The sequence below is a fragment of the Flavobacterium sp. YO64 genome, from assembly GCF_004119505.1.
Lineage (GTDB): Bacteria > Bacteroidota > Bacteroidia > Flavobacteriales > Flavobacteriaceae > Flavobacterium > Flavobacterium oncorhynchi.
Genome location: NZ_NRQV01000051.1, coordinates 1 through 20,331, shown reverse-complemented (window position 1 = coordinate 20,331; position 20,331 = coordinate 1). Strand labels below are relative to the sequence as shown.

Annotated in this window: 17 protein-coding genes, 1 tRNA gene and 1 pseudogene; 14 read left to right on the top strand and 5 right to left on the bottom strand. The window is 30.8% G+C overall.

What is annotated here, in order from left to right; genetic code table 11:
- The first annotated feature begins 242 nt into the window (after positions 1 to 242).
- Both BOW57_RS20040 and lpxA read left to right on the top strand, forming a co-directional pair.
- Entirely contained in the window at positions 243 to 806 is a 564-nt protein-coding gene (locus tag BOW57_RS20040) for a Crp/Fnr family transcriptional regulator (protein WP_129056873.1), read from the top strand.
- A gap of 64 nt (positions 807 to 870) precedes the next feature.
- Positions 871 to 1,641, top strand: coding sequence for an acyl-ACP--UDP-N-acetylglucosamine O-acyltransferase (gene lpxA, locus BOW57_RS20035; protein WP_129056871.1), 771 nt, complete (start codon positions 871 to 873; stop codon positions 1,639 to 1,641).
- 108 nt (positions 1,642 to 1,749) lie between these two features.
- On the opposite strand, the gene BOW57_RS20030 is transcribed toward lpxA, so the two are convergent.
- Together BOW57_RS20030 and BOW57_RS20025 are read right to left on the bottom strand one after the other, a co-directional pair.
- Complete coding sequence (locus BOW57_RS20030) at positions 1,750 to 4,173, bottom strand: ABC transporter permease (protein WP_129056869.1); 2,424 nt, start codon at positions 4,171 to 4,173, stop codon at positions 1,750 to 1,752.
- A gap of 4 nt (positions 4,174 to 4,177) precedes the next feature.
- Positions 4,178 to 4,891 (bottom strand): ABC transporter ATP-binding protein, encoded by a 714-nt coding sequence (locus BOW57_RS20025; protein WP_129056867.1) that lies wholly within the window; start codon positions 4,889 to 4,891, stop codon positions 4,178 to 4,180.
- Positions 4,892 to 5,169: 278 nt separating this feature from the next.
- On the opposite strand from BOW57_RS20025, the gene BOW57_RS20020 reads away from it, so the two are divergent.
- The 10 genes and pseudogenes from BOW57_RS20020 to BOW57_RS19975 all read left to right on the top strand — a co-directional run bounded on the left by BOW57_RS20020 (position 5,170) and on the right by BOW57_RS19975 (position 16,759).
- Positions 5,170 to 6,519, top strand: coding sequence for a sigma-54 dependent transcriptional regulator (locus BOW57_RS20020; protein WP_129056865.1), 1,350 nt, complete (start codon positions 5,170 to 5,172; stop codon positions 6,517 to 6,519).
- Position 6,520: 1 nt separating this feature from the next.
- Positions 6,521 to 7,852, top strand: coding sequence for a PAS domain-containing sensor histidine kinase (locus BOW57_RS20015; RefSeq protein WP_129056863.1), 1,332 nt, complete (start codon positions 6,521 to 6,523; stop codon positions 7,850 to 7,852).
- Positions 7,853 to 7,990: 138 nt separating this feature from the next.
- Positions 7,991 to 8,583: pseudogene (locus BOW57_RS20010) on the top strand (YdeI family protein).
- 39 nt (positions 8,584 to 8,622) lie between these two features.
- Complete coding sequence (locus tag BOW57_RS20005; RefSeq protein ID WP_129056861.1) at positions 8,623 to 9,186, top strand: DUF4256 domain-containing protein; 564 nt, start codon at positions 8,623 to 8,625, stop codon at positions 9,184 to 9,186.
- Between the two features lie 95 nt (positions 9,187 to 9,281).
- The gene (locus BOW57_RS20000) at positions 9,282 to 10,652 is read left to right on the top strand and encodes a hypothetical protein (protein ID WP_129056859.1); all 1,371 of its coding nucleotides are present in this window, start codon (positions 9,282 to 9,284) and stop codon (positions 10,650 to 10,652) included.
- A 259-nt stretch (positions 10,653 to 10,911) separates the two neighbouring features.
- Positions 10,912 to 12,051, top strand: a complete 1,140-nt coding sequence (locus BOW57_RS19995; protein ID WP_129056857.1) for an AraC family transcriptional regulator — start codon at positions 10,912 to 10,914, stop codon at positions 12,049 to 12,051.
- Between the two features lie 133 nt (positions 12,052 to 12,184).
- Complete coding sequence (locus tag BOW57_RS19990; protein ID WP_129056855.1) at positions 12,185 to 13,270, top strand: serine hydrolase; 1,086 nt, start codon at positions 12,185 to 12,187, stop codon at positions 13,268 to 13,270.
- 448 nt (positions 13,271 to 13,718) lie between these two features.
- Positions 13,719 to 15,188, top strand: a complete 1,470-nt coding sequence (locus BOW57_RS19985; RefSeq protein WP_129056853.1) for a serine hydrolase — start codon at positions 13,719 to 13,721, stop codon at positions 15,186 to 15,188.
- 163 nt (positions 15,189 to 15,351) lie between these two features.
- Positions 15,352 to 16,137 carry a TlpA disulfide reductase family protein gene (locus BOW57_RS19980; protein WP_129056851.1) on the top strand — a complete coding sequence of 262 codons (786 nt, stop codon included), beginning with the start codon at positions 15,352 to 15,354 and terminating at the stop codon, positions 16,135 to 16,137.
- Positions 16,138 to 16,399: 262 nt separating this feature from the next.
- Positions 16,400 to 16,759, top strand: coding sequence for a MerR family transcriptional regulator (locus BOW57_RS19975; protein ID WP_089055402.1), 360 nt, complete (start codon positions 16,400 to 16,402; stop codon positions 16,757 to 16,759).
- 173 nt (positions 16,760 to 16,932) lie between these two features.
- Here BOW57_RS19975 and BOW57_RS19970 read toward each other — a convergent pair whose 3' ends face one another.
- The 3 genes from BOW57_RS19970 to BOW57_RS19960 form a co-directional block, all read right to left on the bottom strand.
- Positions 16,933 to 17,490: a hypothetical protein gene (locus BOW57_RS19970; RefSeq protein WP_129056849.1), complete on the bottom strand. Its 558-nt coding sequence runs from the start codon at positions 17,488 to 17,490 to the stop codon at positions 16,933 to 16,935.
- Between the two features lie 103 nt (positions 17,491 to 17,593).
- Positions 17,594 to 17,671 (bottom strand) — tRNA-Val (locus BOW57_RS19965).
- 178 nt (positions 17,672 to 17,849) lie between these two features.
- On the bottom strand, positions 17,850 to 19,076 hold the full coding sequence (locus tag BOW57_RS19960) for a folylpolyglutamate synthase/dihydrofolate synthase family protein (protein WP_129056847.1): 1,227 nt from the start codon (positions 19,074 to 19,076) through the stop codon (positions 17,850 to 17,852).
- A gap of 130 nt (positions 19,077 to 19,206) precedes the next feature.
- Here BOW57_RS19960 and BOW57_RS19955 point away from each other — a divergent pair, with 130 nt between their 5' ends.
- Together BOW57_RS19955 and BOW57_RS19950 are read left to right on the top strand one after the other, a co-directional pair.
- Entirely contained in the window at positions 19,207 to 19,899 is a 693-nt protein-coding gene (locus tag BOW57_RS19955; RefSeq protein ID WP_089055380.1) for a MotA/TolQ/ExbB proton channel family protein, read from the top strand.
- Positions 19,900 to 19,902: 3 nt separating this feature from the next.
- Positions 19,903 to 20,298 carry a biopolymer transporter ExbD gene (locus BOW57_RS19950; protein ID WP_089055379.1) on the top strand — a complete coding sequence of 132 codons (396 nt, stop codon included), beginning with the start codon at positions 19,903 to 19,905 and terminating at the stop codon, positions 20,296 to 20,298.
- Positions 20,299 to 20,331 lie beyond the last annotated feature (33 nt).

Sequence of the window (20,331 nt, the reverse complement as noted above, 5' to 3'; positions counted from 1 at the left end):
TAATGTTTTGAAAATCATTCCTAAAATATATCATACTATCTCAGCAGTCGAAAGCAACCGTTACGATTTTAGTTTTCAGCTGTTTTAAAGCTGTTTTTTGTTTTTATGCACAATATTGTATTGGGATGAAAGAAGTTATTTAGAAGCTTTTATTTTATTTAGGAATGTACTTTTGTTTGATTAAAAAGAAATTTTGATGCTTGTTAGTTATATTCATAAATTTGTTTCAGATAATTTGGGACATGAAGGAACTAATAAATGTAATTAATAGCTTTCAAAAGCTGGATCACGAAACCGAAGATGCAATAAAAGAATATTTTGTTGAAGAAAAGTTTAAGAAAAATGAATTAATTGTTGAGGAAGGAAAAGTATGTGATAAAATCTATTTTATTAAATCCGGTACTATACGACGTTTTTCTATAGTAGAAAGTGTGGAGGTTACAAAATGGATTTATACCGACAATCAATTTGTTACTTCGATGAGTAGTTTTTTTGAGCAAAAACCATCATTTGAGATTTTTCAGACTTCAGATGAAACTACTGTATACTCTTTATCTTTTGATGATGAGCAAATTTTGCTACGCTATCCATTATTTTCTAGTTTTCACTTAAAATTACTTCGACTTTATCTTTCTAAGATTAATGAGTTTCATCATCAGTTTAGATTAATGACAGCTCAACATAAGTATTTATATCTTCTTGAGTCATTTCCTCAAATTATAAAAAAAGCCAAGTTAAAAGATATTGCTTCACTTATTGGTGTTAGTCAGGAAACTTTAAGTAGAATACGGGCTTCAATTACTTGACATTATGTCAAGAAATGGTATTTTCTTTTTTTCAATATTTGTATTCTTATTAAATTGGTAAATATTGAAAAATACTGTAATTGGAAATACTGCCGTTATTGGAAACAATGTTCATATTGGAAATTTTTCCACTATTGAAAATGATGTTATTATAGGGGATAATACTCGGATTGGTAATAATGTTACTTTGTTGAACGGTGCAAGAATTGGTGAGAACTGCGAAATTCATTCGGGGTCAGTAATAGCTGGAAATCCACAAGACTTGAAGTTTAGAGGCGAATATTCATTACTTGAGATTGGAAATGAAACAATTATTCGTGAGTTCGTAACGATAAATAAGGGAACAGCTTCTAAAGGTAAAACAAAAATTGGCGATCATAATTTGATTATGGCTAATGCTCATATTGGACATGATTGTTTTATTGGAAATAATTGTGTCATTGGTTTTAATGTTGGATTGGCGGGCGAGGTTACTGTTGGAGATTGGTCTATTATCAGCGGTTTATCAGCCATACATCAATTTTCAAATATTGGTGACCATAGCATGATTTCTGGAATGAGCAGGGTTGTAAAGGATGTTCCTCCATATATTACAGCTGCACATGAACCTTTGAGTTATGTTGGTTTGAATAGCGTTGGCCTGAAAAGAAGAAAATTTGAAATTGAGAAAATAAACGAACTAAAAGAAATTTATCGAATTATTTTTCAAGAAAAGAGAAATACAACTTTAGCGTTAGCATTAATTGAAAGTCAATTTGAAGAAAGTGTAGAAAGAAACATGATTCTTGATTTTATAAAACAATCTAAAAGAGGAATTGTAAAAGGATTATTTTAATTATGTTAGTCGTAAATTAAATTTTAAAACGGTCTTAATTAAAAAAACTCCTTAAAAAAATTAAGGAGTTTTTGGTGAATAGTGGCAGGCAGTTTAAAAGCAATTAGATTATTCGTATTTTAAATATCGTAAAACATCAACTTTGGTAGCCTGATACGCTCTCGAAAGTACTACTGCAAGGGTGAGAAGCAGTAAAATGATAAAACCAATTAAAAATGGAGAAATCGAAATAGAAACTCTGTAAACAAAATTTTCTAACCATTTGCTTAATAAATAGTAAGCAGGAAATAATGCGATCAGAAATCCTATAATACTAAAAAGAATATATTGTTTGCAAAGTTCCTTTAATAAAACATTCGTTTCGGCGCCAAGCGTTTTTCGAATAGCGATTTCTTTCATACGTCTTTCTATGGAGTAAGAAGCCAGTGCAAATAAACCAATAAGAGCAATTACAATGACAATCACGTTTAGTAACGAAAAAAGATTCTTTTGTTTTACATAACCGCTATAAGATCTTTTGTATTCCTTATCTACAAAGTCATATATAAAAGGATATTCTGTATCAACTTTCTTTAACCATAAACTTTCTATATCAGCAATAGTCTGCTGCATAGTTTTAGGATCTGCTGTTATATAAATATTGTTCAAAAGGCCGCTAAACCACGATACACTTTTAAAATGAAAAATTGACATTGGAGGTACAGCTTCGCCAGGATGTCCAATATTGAAATCTTTTACAACTCCCACGATAATAGCTTCTTTTCCATCCCAATTTATTTTTTTACCAATAGGATCTTTCTCGTTTAATAATTTTAAAGCGGTTTCATTAATTAACATCGAATTAATGGTATCCTGAGAATATGCGGGATTTAAATAGCGTCCTTTAACTATTTTTATTTTCATCATTTCAAGAAGTCCAAAATCAATAGGAATATTACTCCCGTCTATATTTATGTCTTTATAATGATATGAAATTACAGATTTAGCACCTCTTCCCATAACAAAGCCACCGCCTGCAACTTGTTTTACGCCTTTTATACGAAGCAATTGGTTTTTAATAGTATTGTATTTAGTAAATTGATTTTTATCTGTAATTTTTTCGCCATAGATGTTTCGATAAGAGATGTCAAGAATCTGGTTTCCGTTAAAACCCAAATCTTTAGAATTCATATAATCAATTTGCTGATATACAATGTAAGACCCAATAATAAAGAAAGCTGCTACGGCAAATTGAAATATCAACATTCCGTTGCGAAGCCAAACACCACTTTTACTTCGAATAAAATTGCCTCTTAAGACTTTTAAAACTTCAAAATTCGAAACATAAATTGCAGGAAATATTCCAGTGACGATCACAGTTACAACAAAAATAACAGCTAATTGCATGTAGAATTGTCCGCCTTGCAATACCAAGTTTTTTTCTAAGAAAGCATTATAATAAGGAATTGAAAGTTCGACAATTACAAGAGATATTAAAATGGAGAACAATAAAATTATAGCCGTTTCAAAAATAAACTGTTGTATTATATTCGCTTTAGAAGCTCCAATAACTTTTCGGACACCAATTTCTTTTGCTCTTTTTACAGCATTTGCAGTAGCAGAATTAATGTAATTGACAATAGATAATATCAAGATTAAAATTGATAAACCAACAAAGATTAATAAAAGCTGATAATTTCCGTTGGTTTCTATAAGGCCGCCAGTTTTGGTATGCAAACGAATAGAAGCTAAAGATTCTAAATGAGGTTTTACTTGTCCATATTTTTTTATAAACTCTTCTGGAGCCATACCTTGAAATTTGGCTTGAGGTACCATCATGTTATCATAATAAACTTTAGATAGACTTTTGGTAATTAAACCAGTATCAGTTGGATTTTTTAGTTTTAATAAAAGAATAAATTGAAAATTTCCCCATTGCTGAATGGTATTCTTTACTCTTAAATCCATAAAATTGACTACACAAGAAGGATTGAAAATCGACTTTTTGTCTAGTTTATAAACACCTCTAACAACCAAAACCTGATCTTGCAAAACTATTTTTTTGCCAAATGCACTTTTGTTTCCAAAAAGCTGCGCGGCCAAATCTTCAGATAAACAAATGCTGTTGCCATCTGGTAAACCTGTTTTTGCATTTCCTTCTATAAATTGATAGGGGAAATAATCAAAAAAGTTTTTTTGCGCTACAAGAATTTTGTCAGATTGTATTTTTTTGCCGTCATAATGAATGATTTCATTCTCGTAATTTCCGTTTACATAACAATAAGATTCGACCTCAGGATTTGTATTTTTTATTGTAGATCCTATCGGAGCAGAACTTGCAGCCCAATATGTAGTAGGATCCATTTGATTTGCTACCAAAAAGACATTGTCTTTATTAGGATTCCATTGATCATAACTCTGTTCGTCATTCCAGTATAAAATCGCAAAAATTAATCCCGCGATTCCAATGCTTAAACCCAAAACATTCAAAGCTGTAAAGACTTTGTTGTTTTTGATGTGATATACAAATATGTTAATCCAGTTTTTCAGCATGATCTTAGTTGTTTAAAGTTGTTGCGAAAACATCAACATTTTTATGATTTAATTTTTCTGAAAGAATGATTCCGTCTTTCATTAAAATTGTTTTTTGCGAAAACGAAGCATCATAATCAGAATGCGTTACCATTAAAATTGTTGCCCCGCTTGCATGAAGATCAGTTAGCAATTCCATTACCTCATTTCCGTTTTTACTGTCTAGATTTCCAGTCGGTTCATCGGCAAGAATAATTTTAGGATCATTAATCAAAGCTCTTGCTACGGCAACACGCTGCTGCTGGCCTCCAGACAACTGCTTCGGAAAATGTTTTAAACGATGCGAAATGCCTAATATAGCTGCAATATCTTCTACTTTTTTCTTTCTTTCAAAAGAATGCAATTTATTGTAAAGCAACGGCAGTTCAATATTATCATAAACTGATAATTCATCAATTAAATTAAAATTCTGAAAAATAAAACCAATGTTTTCTTTTCGAACTTTCGTTTTTACTTTTTCATTAGTGCCAATCATTTCTCGATCCAATAATTTATAGCTTCCATCGGAGGCGCTGTCTAATAGCCCAATGATATTTAATAAGGTCGATTTTCCACTTCCAGAAGGTCCCATAATCGAAATAAAGTCGCCTTCATTTATTGTTAAGGAAATTTCGCTTAATGCTTTTGTTTCTACTTCTTCAGTTCTAAAAGTTTTTGAAAGTTTTGTGATACTGATCATAAATGCTGTTTTAAAGATTGATGTTTGATGATTATTTTTAGTGCCGAAGTAAAAGAAACAGTTCAAAAATTAAGATGTTTACAATATAATTGATAAATGTCTATTTTTGTTACTTTTACCAGCAAAAAAGATTCTCATATTTGATGATTTATTAGTCTAAATGTGATTTTCGTGCCAAAAAATTAAAATCTGTAACTGCTTTATTTTTACGTTTTTATTTTTTCGATACCAATTAAACTGTCCACAAATGGACAGCTTTCGTCCAAAACCGAACAAAAATGAAAAAAACAAACGCTTCTATATTAATCATCGACGATCAGGAAGACATTCTTTTTGCATCAAAAGTGTACTTAAAAAAGTACTTTGAAGAGATTTATACACTCAATAATCCAAAAAATATTGTCGAATTATTATCAGAAAAAAGTATTGATGTTGTTTTACTCGACATGAATTACAGAATTGGTTTTGAAGATGGAAGAGAAGGCTTGTATCTTTTAAAAGAGATAAAAACACTTTCTCCAAAAACCGTTGTGATTTTAATGACTGCTTTTGGTAAAGTCGAAACTGCTGTTGAAGGATTAAAATCTGGAGCTTTTGATTATATTTTAAAACCATGGGAAAATATAAAACTATTAGAATCAGTAAAACAAGCTGTTGATAAATCTAGAAAAGATCAGAAAAAACAAAAAACGGCCGCAATTGAAAATGACTTTTTCATAGGAACTTCAGAGATTATAAAAAAGGCATATTTATTGGCCGATAAAGTGGCAAAAACAGATGCTAATGTTTTGATTCTTGGCGAAAACGGAACGGGAAAATTTGTTCTTGCACATCATATTTACACTAAATCCGAAAGAAAAAACAATCCTTTTATTGCGGTTGATTTAGGTTCGTTGAATTCAAATATTTTTGAAAGTGAATTGTTTGGTTATGCAAAAGGTGCTTTTACCGATGCTAAAATCGATACGCCGGGACGTTTTGAGATGGCGCAAAATGGAACTATTTTTTTAGATGAAATAGGAAATGTGCCTTTGCATCTGCAATCAAAATTATTGCAGGTTATTCAAACTAAAACAGTGACAAGATTGGGTGAAACAAAAGCCAGACCATTAAATGTGAGGATTATTACGGCAACCAATTTAAATTTAAAATTAGAAGCTGCCGATAAAAATTTCAGGGAAGATTTGTATTATCGAATCAATACTATGGAAATTGTTCTGCCTCCGTTAAGAGAACGAAACGAAGATAAAATTCCGCTGGCAGAATATCTTTTAGAAAAAATGGCAGCAAAGTATGGAAGAGGTGAAATTACTTTTGATAAAAAAGTTTTGGAACAAATTGAAAAACATGCTTGGAATGGAAATATTCGTGAAATGGAAAATAAAATTGAACGCGCAGTAATTCTTTGCGAAAACAATCTCATTTCTGTTTCTGATTTGGATTTAGAAATTATAACGCCTTATGATGAAAGCGCAGATGACATTCAGCTTTCTTCGGTAGAAAAAACGGCTATAGAAAAAGCACTTTTTAAAAACGGCAATAATATTAGTAAAACGGCTGATGATTTGGGATTGTCAAGGGGATCGTTGTACCGACGTCTAGAGAAGTATAATATCAATATTAGTTAATATGTTTAAAACTTTTCAAACTTATAAATTGCTGTTTTTCCGATTGATTTTAATTGTCATTGGAATCGAATTTTCTATTTATTTTTTTAAAATAGGATTGCTGTTTACTGGTATTTTTGGACTTTTTATAGTTTTCCTAATAGCTCGTGAAATGTATTTTTATGTCCGCAATTTTATTTTGCTCTATGACAAAACCATTTCATCGATTTTGCAAAATGATTTCACGTCAGATTTTACTAAACATAAAATTGATAAAAATTATACAGAACTGTTTCAATTGTATGATACGATGAAGAACAGACAAAATGAACAGGTTTCGAAAGATATTATTTATCGTTCAATTCTAAATAATATTGAAACTGGAATTGTTATTCTGCAAAAGCAAGAAAAGGAGTGGAATGTTTTTTTAATGAACGATTATTTTTCCTCCTATTTTAATGTTCCAAAAGTTTCAAGATGGAAATATCTTAAAAACCAGCTTCCTGCTTTATGTGAAATCATTGAAAAGGATGATTTTCAGGAAATAAAAACATCAATAGAAATTAGGGTAAACGAACAAAATCAGCAGACATTTGTTTTACAGGCTTCGCGAACTGAAATTTTTGAACGTGATTATTGTATTGTACTCCTCGATTCGATTCAGAACGTTGTCGAGAAAAAAGAAAAAGAAGCCTGGGTAAATTTAATGAAAGTCATTTCGCATGAACTTTTAAATTCAATAACGCCAATTCGATCTATTTGCCAAAATTTACAAGATTTAGTCGATCAAGATTCGCTGTCAGCAGAAGACTTAGAAGATGTAAAAAATAGTGTCGAAACTATGCTGAGAAGAAGCGATCATTTGCAAAAATTTGTCGAAGGTTATCGAAAACTTGCCATGCTGCCTTCTCCCCAAAAAGAGAAAACAGAACTGCAGTATTTAATTGATAATTGCATTCAAATTATGAATCCATTATTTGTTGAGCAGCAAATAAATATAGTAAATACAATTTCGTTTAAATACAGGATTAATGTTGATGCGCATCAAATGGAACAAGTATTAATTAATTTGCTCACAAATTCGATTCATGCTTTAAAAAACAGCAACGAAAAGCAAATTATAATTTCGGCTGAAGCCAAAGAAAACAGAACTTTTATCAGAATAATTGATACTGGAATTGGAGTAGAAAAGGAAATAGAAAACAAAATATTCCTGCCGTTTTTTACAACAAGAAATGAAGGTGCAGGAATTGGTTTAACATTATCTAAAAACATTGTTGAAGCACACGGCGGCTATATTGCAAATAAAAGCGAAAATGGAAAAACTGTTTTCGAGATTTGTTTGGTTGAATAGTATTTTATCCAAGTTTTAATGGCCCATTCGTTTATTATGCTTTTTTAAATAATTAAAGAACATATTTCTTTAATAGGATTTTTTCTAAATTAGCAAAAGTATAGAGTTTAAAAAGGTACTAACCTAAAGTGAAATTTCATGACAAAAGGCAACGAGAATCCTAAAGTTGATTTTTATTTTGATAAAGTCGAAAAGTGGCAAAAGGAATTGGAACAACTTCGAGAAATTGCCCTCGATTGTCAGCTTACCGAAGAATTAAAGTGGGGAACCCCTTGTTATACTTTAGGAAAAAGCAATATTGTTTTAATACATGAGTTTAAAGAGTATTGTGCTTTTTTATTTTTTAAAGGCGCTTTATTAAAAGATACTAACGGTATTTTAATTCAACAATCTGAAAATGTTCAGGCAGCGCGTCAAATTAGATTTACGAATCTTAAAGAAATAATCGATCAAAAGACGATTTTGAAAACCTACATTTATCAGGCAATCGAAATTGAAAAAGCGGGTTTGAAAGTTGAATTGAAAGAGACAACCGATTTTGAGGTTTCAGAAGAATTTCAAAAGAAGTTAGATGAAATGCCTAACTTAAAAAAGCATTTCAGGCATTAACACCTGGAAGACAACGAGCCTATTTATTGCATTTTTCGCAGCCCAAACAATCTAAAACCAGAGAATCAAGAGTGGAGAAAAATATTCCTCAGATTTTAGAAAGAAAAGGATTGAAAGATTAATTTATTTAAGGAAATGTTCAAAATAAAAAATAAAAGATCATGAATACTGCTAATAAACTATCGCCAGAAGGAACCGAAGAACTACTTAAGGTTTTGGAAACTCGTTTTTTGAAAAATCTTAATAGACATCAAGGAATTGATTGGAGTAAAGTCGAAGCAAAACTAAAAGCAAATCCAGAGAAATTATGGTCGCTTGATGAAATGGAAAGAACAGAAGGTGAACCAGATGTTGTAGGTTATGATGCGAAAACGGACGAATATATTTTTTATGACTGTTCACCAGAAAGCCCAAAAGGACGTCGAAGCATTTGTTACGATCATGAAGCACTTGAAAAAAGAAAAGAACACAAACCTAAAGACAGTGCGATAAATATGGCAGAGGAAATGGGAATTCAAATTTTGAATGAATCAGAATACAAAGAGCTGCAGAAATTGGGTAAGTTTGATGCCAAAACTTCAAGTTGGATCAAAACGCCTGCGGATATTAGAAAACTCGGGGGTGCTGTTTTTTCAGATTTTCGTTATAATACTGTTTTTGTATATCATAACGGAGCAGATTCGTATTATGCAGCGAGAGGATTTCGCGGTTCATTAAGGGTTTAAAAAGATGTATTTTGAGTAAACTCTTTAGCTCGATTTTTAACAAATAGAATTTAATACATAATTCTGCAAATTATTTTAAACCCTAATAGGATTGTATGAAAAATAAACTTTGGCTCTTGTTTTTACTTTTGACAACTTTAGCATTTGGACAAAAGGCAGTTTTTAAAATTAAATACTCAGAACAATTGGCTGTTTTTGTTTTTTTACAAAATCTTTCTGAGAACTCTCCAGAGAATGTTTTTAAAACAGAATTTCAAAAATCAAAATATTATACGGAAAAATACAAAAGTATAGCTTCAAAGTTTGACCTTTTAAATATTTACTATAGTTTTCCATTTGAGGATTATCCTTACGGCTTAAAAAAGTCGATGCAGACAGAAGATTTACTGAAAAAGAACTTGATTGAAACTGATAATTTAAAAGATTTCAAAATACGTTCAATCGGTTTCATTCCTAATAAAACGCTGAATGACTTGGCAGAAAGTATTTCAGAATTTACGCCTATTTACAACGAGCTGATTTATAATCCAAACAAAGAGAAATTCGAAAAACAAATTGTAGAAATTACAAAATATTCGAACGAACATGACATGGAAAAGTATTTTCAAACCGGGCTTACATTTTATAATTCAAGCTGGGATACTTCAATTCCATTCGAAATAGCTTTTTATCCGCTGCCTAATTCTAAAGGATTTACTGCGCAGGCGTTTTGTAATAACTTTATTAGTGCCGTGCAGACTGATTTAGATTCATACAAAGATTTATTTAGTGTTATGCTGCATGAAACGTATCATATCATTTATGACGAAGAATCGCTCGAAGTAAAAAAAAATATAGATTCTTATTTTAAACAGAATAAATCAAAGTGCAGTAATTATGCTTATCAGTTGATGAATGAAGTTTTGGCAACGGCATTAGGAAATGGATATGTTTATGAACAATTAGACGGGAAAATTGATGATGGAGATTGGTATAATAGAAAATATATCAGTCTTATGGCAAAACAAATTTATCCATTGGTTATAGAGTACATTAATCAAAAGAAAGGAATTGACAGAAGTTTTATAGATAATTACATCAAGCAGTATGAAACCAACTTCCCGAATTGGATAAATGAGCTAGATAATATTATGGCTTATAGATATGTAATTTCTGAAAAAGAAGAAGACGTAAATACAATAAGAAAAATGTTTCGTTATCGTTCCAGAACCGAATTTGATTCTGAATTAACAGAAGCAAGTATTGACAAAATGAAAAAAACACCGCTTACTAAGGTTATAATTGTTTCGACAAATAGTGCCGAGAAGTTAAAGCTGGTGCAAAGAAATTTTGCAGAGCTGAAAAAATATAAATTTAATCCAGACAAGGAGTTTATAGATATGATTTTCTTAAATGATAAAAGTCAATTGATATTAGTGAATCAGAAAAAATCTACACTTGAAACTCTTTTTAAATCAGTAAAATAAGAGTAAAGAGCGTAGAAAGCAGAATTTCAGAGTTTTGCTTTTTTTGCTTGATTTTAAGAAAAAAGAATAATATAACAGTAAGAAATTATTTCTTTTTCAAGAAAAAGGAAATAATAAAAAGCGAAAATATTTCATATATTCGCTTTGAAAAAGAACAAGCTTACCGCTGAAGTACGGTCAGAAAAATGTACTAATGTTTGGAGGCAGATCTAAATAAGCAGGTTATAATTATAAACAATAATACCACTAAAAAACAAAAATGGATAAGATTAATTTATTAATTGTTGCAACCATAATTACTTTGTTCATTTCATTATTGCTAATATTTTTTCTGCTCACAGTTAAAACAAAAGACAAAACAAGCAATATTCTTTTTGCTGTTTTTCTATTAATAAATGCAATCGATTCAAGTGAGCCTATGTTCGGATTAATGTTCGACAGACCTTCAAATTTAGGAATATTCAGAACTACAATTGCGTTTCTTCAAATTCCAATTTTTTATTTATATGTATTATCCGTTTCCTATTCTGATTTTAAACTTAAGCCGAAATATCTTTTACATGCGGTTCCGTTTTTAATTGTAAATGCTGTTTTGATACCGCGTTTCTATGCTGTAGATGATGCTTCGAAATTGGATTTTATAATAAATCGTAAAAGCATGATCGAATTGCAGTTTATTCATGTTTTAATTCATGTTCAGATCATTGTTTATTTTGCGGCCATTTTTATGTTATTAAAAAGAGCAAAAAAGCTGTATCTAGAAAATAATGCCGGCACACATATTAATTCCTATAATTGGTTATTTCAGTTTGCAACCCTTCTTTCAATCTTGTATGTAGTTGCTATTGTAAAAAATATTTTTAAGTTTTCTGAATATCCAGATATCTCTGAATGGATAAAAGCTGGAATTATGGTAATGCAGCCCTTTATTATTTGCTGGTATTTATTTAAAGCTTTAAATAATCCAGATTTATTCAGGAATATCGATTCAAAATTAAAACTAGTTAGAGACATTGTTTCTGAAGAAAAAGTTAATGCGCCTACAGCTGTAACCGAAAAAGAGTATAGTGAAGAATTATTGAAACTGCAGCAGTATATGAATGAAGAAAAACCGTTTCTTAATCCTTCTTTGACCATACAAGATGTTTCAAATGATATTCAAATTCCGGTACGAGATTTATCGCTTTTAATCAATCATAAATTAGAACAGCATTTTTATGATTTTATTAATGCCTATCGTATCGAAAATGCAAAGAATATTTTAAAAGATGTTGCAAAAAGTAAAGTAACCATTTTAGAAATTCTGTATGAAGTAGGTTTTAATTCAAAATCTTCTTTTAATACTGCTTTTAAAAAGCATACCGGTTTTACTCCTACTGATTTTCGCAAGGCGCTGTAATTCATTGTTTTGTAATTATTCGTACGCGTTCTTTTAAACAAATGCGTACGAGTAGTTTTATTCGGTCGCGTATCATAAGTTTCTTTCGCAAGTTTGTATCGAAATAAATTTATAACCATAAAAATACGATACGATGAAAACTTCAGTAAAATTATTAGCAGCACTTTTATTAGTAACTAACTTTTCTTTTGGACAGGGAATTTCTCAAAGAATAGATTCGATAATAAAAGATAGTCATCAAAAAAATCCCAATGTAGGTATTAGTATTGGCTTTGTTCTAAACAATGAAGAATATTATACCGCATACGGGAATTTGAATGCAGAGAGTCAAACTAAAATTGACAAGAACTCCATATTTGAAATAGCATCAATTACTAAAATTTTAACTTCAAATTTAATAGCACAAGCCGCTATTGAGAAAAAATTGAAATTGGAAGATTATATAGACAGCTATCTTCCAAAAGAATATGTATTGCAAAGCAATCTTAAAAACAAAATTAGAATTTCAGATTTAGCTTCTCATCAATCAGGTTTGCCAGATATCGATTTTGGGAAACTAATGGAGTTAAATCCACAGCAGCCTGTGAGTAGTGTAACTAAAGAATCATTGGCTGCAATTGTAAATAATTGCTATGAGTTAAAAGATTATGGGAAATACCGTTATTCTACGATTGGGTTTACTTTACTTGGACAAATATTAGAAAAAGTCTATAACAAGAGTTATGATGAGATTATCACAAGCAAAATGATAAAACCATTAAAAATGACTAGTACTTTAACTAAGGATTTTAATGTAAAAAACCGTACAACTGCTCACAATCCTGAAGGAGGTATTCAAGAGTTTTTTAATTGGAATGTTACTGCTTCTGCAGGATTAGTAAAATCAAATGCTACTGATATGGTTACTTATTTAAAAGCAGTTTTAAACAAAGACAATAAAGTAGGTAAGGCAGCTGTGATTACTGAAAAAATATTTTATAAAGATGAAAAGAGAGAATTAGGATTGGGGTTAAATATTATGACAGATGATAAAAACACAATTTATATGAAATCGGGAGATTCAATGGGACAATCTTCAATAATATGTTATGACAGAGCTAAAAATTGGGGAATCATAATACTGTTAGATTATAGAAACTCAAAAATGAGACAAACACTTCTGAATTCAATTTATGACACAATTTTGAAAGATATGAAACCGGATAATGCAAATTTGTAACAGACGCAAATAATATCATTAAAATAGAATGTAAAAACTCCTTAAGAAATTAAGGAGTTTTTTACGTTTGGATAAATCTGTATTTCAATTATCTGTTGCTTTATCGGATGTATTTATAAATAAAGAGGAAAGTAGAATAAATTGTATTTTCCTTTTTAGGTTTTCTCTTTTCGGTTTAGAATAAATCAAGCAGTTTTATCTGTTGTGTAAATAATATTGGAGTTCGAATTTTCAGAAACTGAAGTTTTTTTAGTTCGAATAAAAAAAAATGAACGATCAAAAGTGTATTCGTTTGTTGTTTCAATGCGTTGTTTTTTAAGGTTTTGTAATTACTCGTACGCATTGCTGGAGACAAATGCGTTCGAATAGTTTTATTCGGTCGCATAGGTTTAATTTCTCCCACATCTTTGTACCGAAATAAATTTCTAACCTTAAAAATCACGATACCATGAAAAACATTATTTATTTATTACTTCTTATAGTAACAGTCGCAAGTGCTCAAACAAACAAAAAAGCAACTGCAAAAAGTAAAGATTATAGCTTTCTAACAGACAGTTTAAATATTGATCCACAATTAGAAAAATATAAACTTGCGGGATTTAGTCTTGTTGTTTTCGAAAACTACAAGATTGTGTACTCAAACCAATTTGGTGTAAAATCGATAGATTCAAAAGAAAAAATAGATCAAAACACTGCTTTTTCTACAGCTTCAATTTCAAAACCAATTACAGCGCTTCTTTGTTTTATTCTTGAAGAAAAAGGTTTAATTAAGTTAGACGACCCGATTGATGGTTATTTAAAACGCTGGCATTTACCAAAAAGTAAGTTTATCGAAAACAATAGACCAACATGGAAACAATTCTTAAATCATACTGCCGGCACAACTCAAAGCGGATTTGCAGATCACTATGAAGGTGATACAATCCCAACCATAAAAGAAAGTCTTTTAGGAAAAATTCCAAGATATGATAAAGAAATTGAATTTTTGTTTGCACCAGGAACAGATTGGGCATACAGTGGCGGCGGTTATGTAATTGTTCAAATGGCTTTAGAAGATACTTTTAAAAAATCTATAGATGAACTTGCACAAGAACACATTTTTACGCCTCTTGGATTAAAAAACACTACAATGATACAGCCTAATGAAAAAGGATTTCCGACAAATGTAGCTCTTGTACATGATGAAAATGAAAAAGTTATTAGAACAGGACTGCCAATTACACCGCAAGTTGGACCGTCAGGAATGTGGTCTACGCCAACTGATCTAGCTCTAATCGCGATTGAAATGCAAAATGCTTTGCGCAATAAAAATAATAAAGTGATTTCTCATGATGTTGCTCAAAAAGTAACAGAAGTAACAGCTTTAAAAGATGCTGTTGGCGGATGGAGTTATGGATGGCAAAAGTCCTTTGGTTACAATAACTATGATTGGTTTATGTGTAACGGTTCAAATACAGGAGTTGGAGGAAGTGTTTTTGCAACGATGACAGATGGAAATGGCTTTACATTTTTAACCAATGGCGAAAAAAAGAATCGTTTTCCTGTAATGGGAAATACTCAAAAAACACTTTTAAGAGTAATGGGTTGGAATAAAAATACTTCTAATGAAGAAGTTCAGGAAATGCCTTCAAGTCTAAAAGAAAAACTAGTTGGGACTTATGATGATTTTCTTTACGCACAAGGTGTAGAAACAAAAATTGTAGAAAAAAACAATCGCCTTTATGTTGAATCTCCATTATTAGATCACTTTAAAGGAAAAAATGATAATGAGTTGGTATATCTTAAAAATGGATATTTCAGAATTATTGATTATCCAAACTTGTTGAAATTTGGTTTCAGCGATGGAAAAGTAAATTCTGTAACCTTAACAAGAGATAAACTCACTACAGAGGTTCAATTAACTAGTAAAGGAAAATAGTTGTTTCGTAAGATGGTTTATCAGCTTGAATTTTAAATTATTACGGACGAAGATATTTCTTATATTAGCCAAAAGTATTTTTTAAGCACATAGTCTTGAAGCTTCAGGACTATGTGTTTGCTGTTTATAAAAAACAATAATCTTCTTAAAAACCAATCAAAATATGAAAAAACTATTTCTCTTTGTTTTTATAATAGTGGTACAATCTTTTTACGGGCAGGATAAAGTGGCAAAAAAGCCCGAATATGTATTGATAATCAACAATGAGATTGGTACAATGGCAGATGTTGAGAAATACGGTGCCGATGGTTATGTTAAATCTATGGTTAAAGGAGTTTCTGAAAGCGAAAGAAAGGAGCTGGCCAAAAAGTTTGGAGATAAAATAGGGGACAAGGAGTTCATAATTTTAATTGAGATTTTCAGCGAGCAGGAAAAAATTGAAAACGATAAAAAAACTGCCGCTCAGTCTGTAGAAAGCCAAAAATTGGTAAAAGAAGATGAGTACATTTTAAAACTAAATGAGAAAGCAAAAGACTTTACTTTAAAACTAATAGATGGTAAAGAAGTAAAACTTTCTGATTTAAAAGGCAAAGTAGTTCTAGTAAATTTTTGGGCAACTTGGTGCGCGCCTTGTTTAATGGAGTTTTATGATATACCATCAAAAATTATTGAACCCAATAAAAACACTGATTTTGTATTTTTAGCAATTTCTAGTGGAGAAACTCAAGAAGTGGTTTCGAAAAAAGTAACTAAGCTGCGAAAAGACGGAATCGACTTTAATTATGGAATTGATCCAAATGGAAAAATATGGAATGAGTTTGCAAAAGGTTCAATCCCGAAAAACTTTTTATTAGATCAAGATGGAGTTTTAAGATTTATGTCAACAGGAAATGCTCCAAAAAATTTAGATAACATTGCAGCCGAAATTAAAAAACTGCTGGCTAAATAACTCTTTTGATTCCGCTTAAAACAAATTGAGTTTTAGGAAAATGAAGTATCAAAAGCCTCCTTAATTTTTTAAGGAGGCTTTTTTGAATAATATTTTGTAATGATAGTATACTACATATCTGTTCTCTCAGGTATTAAAAATATTTTATGATTTATTCCTTGTGTTTTAAAAACTTTAAAAGCAAAAAAAATAATATATTTGCAACAATAAAGTATAGACCGTACTCTATAGTTCATTGTTTTGTAAAAAAATAAATAAAGTTATGCTTATAAACGAATTATCAAAGAAAACGGGATTATCAATTCATACTATTAGATATTATGAAAATCTAGGAATGATCAAGGGATTAACTAATGAAGAAGTGAAATCTAATAACTATAAAAATTACGATGATAATGTTGTTGAACGTTTAGAAATCATCATAGAAGCGAGAGAAGTCGGCTTTACCTTAGCAGAAATAAAAAAAATATTAACCACTTGGTTCGAAAGCACTGATTCGAAACCTGAAACACTTGAACTTTTTCAGTCAAAAATAAAAGAGATTGATGATAAAATGAAATATTTCAAACAGACTAAGAAGCTTCTTGAAAAAGTATGTGAGAAATTGCAAAGTAATGATTGATGGTGAAATATTGATAAGCAAATTGTGAAAGTATATCACAAAAAACTCCTTAATTTCTTAAGGAGTTTCTAGGTAGAGTGTCAAGGATGGCAATCTAACACTTAAAGCCAATTCTTGCATTTTTATAAAAAGAAACTTTTTAGTTTCTTTGAGAGAGTGCTCTTTAAATGGTTTTATGTTTCATCGTCGACATATTTCCAATATTCCAATCCGTATTTTTCTTTCAATAAATAACGTTTCTTAAGATTGTTGGCAATAATTTCAAAATCTTTTTGATTGCAAAAACCTAATTTTGTATAGGTTTTAGGTCGTGTATCTCCAAGAGTTTCTTCTTTGTGTAGTTTAAAAAGTATTTTTGGTATTCCATTTTCAAAACTAAATACCAATAAATGTTTGTGTCCATCATCTACAGTGTCGGTTGGAATCCAGCCTTCATAAATGGATTGAGTTATAGTAAATTTTTCGAAAACAAACTCATCTGGATTGTCATAGTTGAAAATGCAATCAAATTCTTTATTTAGCTTTAAGTCTGCATAGGTATACATGGTAAAGACAATAATTTCATTTTCATTTCTTTTCCAGCTTATATACTTTTGATAAAACTCATTTTTATTGCGATTCGTAAATCGTTTAATTATTGCATCTTGGGATAATTTAATTCCTTTTTCTGATAGGTATGTGTCGGAAAATAAGAATCGTTCGGTTTTTGGGCAATCTTCTTCATTTCTCATGTGTAGTTTTTTTGTTAAATAAAGATTTTGCGTTTGGTCTAAGATTTCTTGTAAGCTCAAGAGTAGAATAAAAAAAAACTCCTTAATTTCTTAAGGAGTTTCTTGGTGGGCGATGAGGGGTTCGAACCCCCGACCCCCTCGGTGTAAACGAGGTGCTCTGAACCAGCTGAGCTAATCGCCCTATTTTACTAGGTTGCTATCGTTTGTGATTGCGAGTGCAAATATACGCTAGTTTTCGAGTTCTGCAAAGGATTTTGAAGAAAAAATAAAACTTTTTTTAAAATAATTTATATCTGTCTGTTTATGAATTTGTTATTAAAATGATTTTTTTAAAGTTTTTTGCAGATCAAAAGTATATTTTAACCCAAAGGCAGTTCGGCAACAACAAAAGTGCTTCCGCCAACGTAAATAAAATCATTTTCCGAAGCATTTTTCTTTGCTTCCGCGAAAGCGCTTTCAACAGAATCGTATTTTTCTCCAATTAATTGGTGCTTTTTTGCTTCGCTCTGCAAAATTTCGGTGCTTAATCCTCTTGAAGAATTTGGACTGCAGAAATAATAATGTGCATTTTGAGGAAAAAGCGGTAAAATAGAATCTAGATCTTTATCATTTACAACGCCCAAAACAATATGTAAATTTTCAAAAGTTTCTTTTTTAATCTGGTTCATTACAACCGTTAATCCATGTTTGTTATGTGCCGTGTCGCAAATAATTTTTGGATTCTCGCCAAGCTGCTGCCATCTTCCTTGTAATGCTGTATTTTTAACCACATTCAATAAACCCAATTTTATACTTTCATCTGAAACTTTAAAATCAGTAGTCTCGTTTATAATTTTAATAGTCTGCTGTACCGTTTTTTTATTGTGAAACTGATAATCTCCAATTAAGTCAGATGGGAATACTTCGCGAATTAAATCAGACGCAAAATAAATAGGTGCTTTTTTTTCTTCGGCTTTAGTTAAAAAAACAGGCTGAGTTTCAGTAGTATATTCACCAACAACAACAGGAACATTTGGTTTTATAATACCTGCTTTTTCGCCAGCAATTGCCTCAAGAGTATTTCCTAAAAACTGAGTGTGATCTAAACCTATATTTGTAATTACAGAAACTAATGGAGTAATAATATTAGTTGCATCAAGTCTTCCGCCCAGGCCCACTTCAATAATAGCAATATCCACTTTTTCGGATGCAAAATAGTCAAAAGCTAAACCAACAGACATTTCGAAGAAACTCATATCATTAGCCTCAAAAAAGCTTTTATGCTTTTCGATAAACTCGCACACAAAATTTTCAGAGATTTCTTGACCGTTAATTTTAATACGTTCTCTAAAATCTTTTAAATGCGGCGAAGTATACAAACCAACATTATATCCAGCTTCATGTAAAACCGAAGCCAGCATATGCGAAGTTGACCCTTTTCCGTTTGTTCCAGCAACATGAATGCACTTTAGCTGCGTTTCAGGATTACCAAGATGCGCTGCCAGTAATTTGATGTTTGTGAGATCTTCTTTGTATGCCGAAGCACCTTGAAGCTGATACATTGGTAATTGATTAAACATCCAGTTTGTAGTCTCTTGATAGTTCATTTTATTTGGATAAAATAGTTGGTAATTGAAATAATTTTCGTTTTTTTAGTTTAATATTACAATGAAAATTATCTTTAGTGCAAAATTGAAATATTTTTTAGAATTAATTATTAAAAACAAGAATTAAAATATGTTTAGCCTCATTCAATTACAAACAGATACCATTGCAAACGCATCTAACGTAGTTATCGAAAAAATTGCTCCAAATACCGAAATTTCCGTTTTAGGTTTTATCTTAAAAGGAGGTTTCTTCCTAATTCCAATCGCACTTTTATTATTTTATACTATTTACATCATTTTTGAGCGTTATATGTATATCAGTAAAGCTTCAAAAATTGATAGTCGATTAATGCAGGATGTTGGAGATAAATTGAATGCAGGAAATATCGAATTGGCTAGAACAATTGTAGAAAGAAGTAATACTGCTGCAGGAAATATTTTGAAAGAAGGAGTTCTAGTTATTGGAAGACCAATTGCCGAAATCGAATCAAATATGGATCGCGCTGCCGATATTGAAATTGGTGAAATGGAACGTCGTTTAGGTCATCTTGGACTTATTGCAGGTATTGCGCCGACACTAGGATTTATTGGAACAATTTCGGGGGTTATTAAAATTTTCTACAGTATCTCAGTAACTGAAAACATTAGTATTGGAAACATTTCTGGAGGTTTATACGAAAAAATGATCAGCTCGGGATCAGGATTAATTGTTGGAATTATTGCGTATAGTGCTTATCATTTATTGAATGGAAAAATTGATGATTTTGCCTTGAAAATTCAGAAACAAATATTAGAATTTGTAAACATAATTCAAAGAGCATAAGGTATGTCTATTAAGAGAAAAAGAAGATTTCATGCTGAGGTTGCAACTTCATCGCTGAGTGATATTATGTTTTTCCTGCTGTTGTTTTTCTTAATTATTTCAACACTTGCAAACCCTAATGTTATCAAGATGACTTTGCCAAAAGCCAAGGCAAACGAAAAAACAAATAAACAATTAATCAGTTTATCCGTTACCGAAGATAAAAAGTTCTACATCGACAAAGAACCCGTAGACTTTGAAAATCTCGAAACAAGTTTAATGACAAAAATAGGAGCAGACAAGGAGCAAACGGTTGTAGTTCGCATCCCTTTTAATTTGCAGGTTCAAGATTTAGTTGATGTTTTACAAATAGGAGTAAAGAACAATTTGAAGTTTGTAATTGCTACAAGTCCGAAGTAGAATGACAAACTGGACGATAAAAAAAGGCTTCTG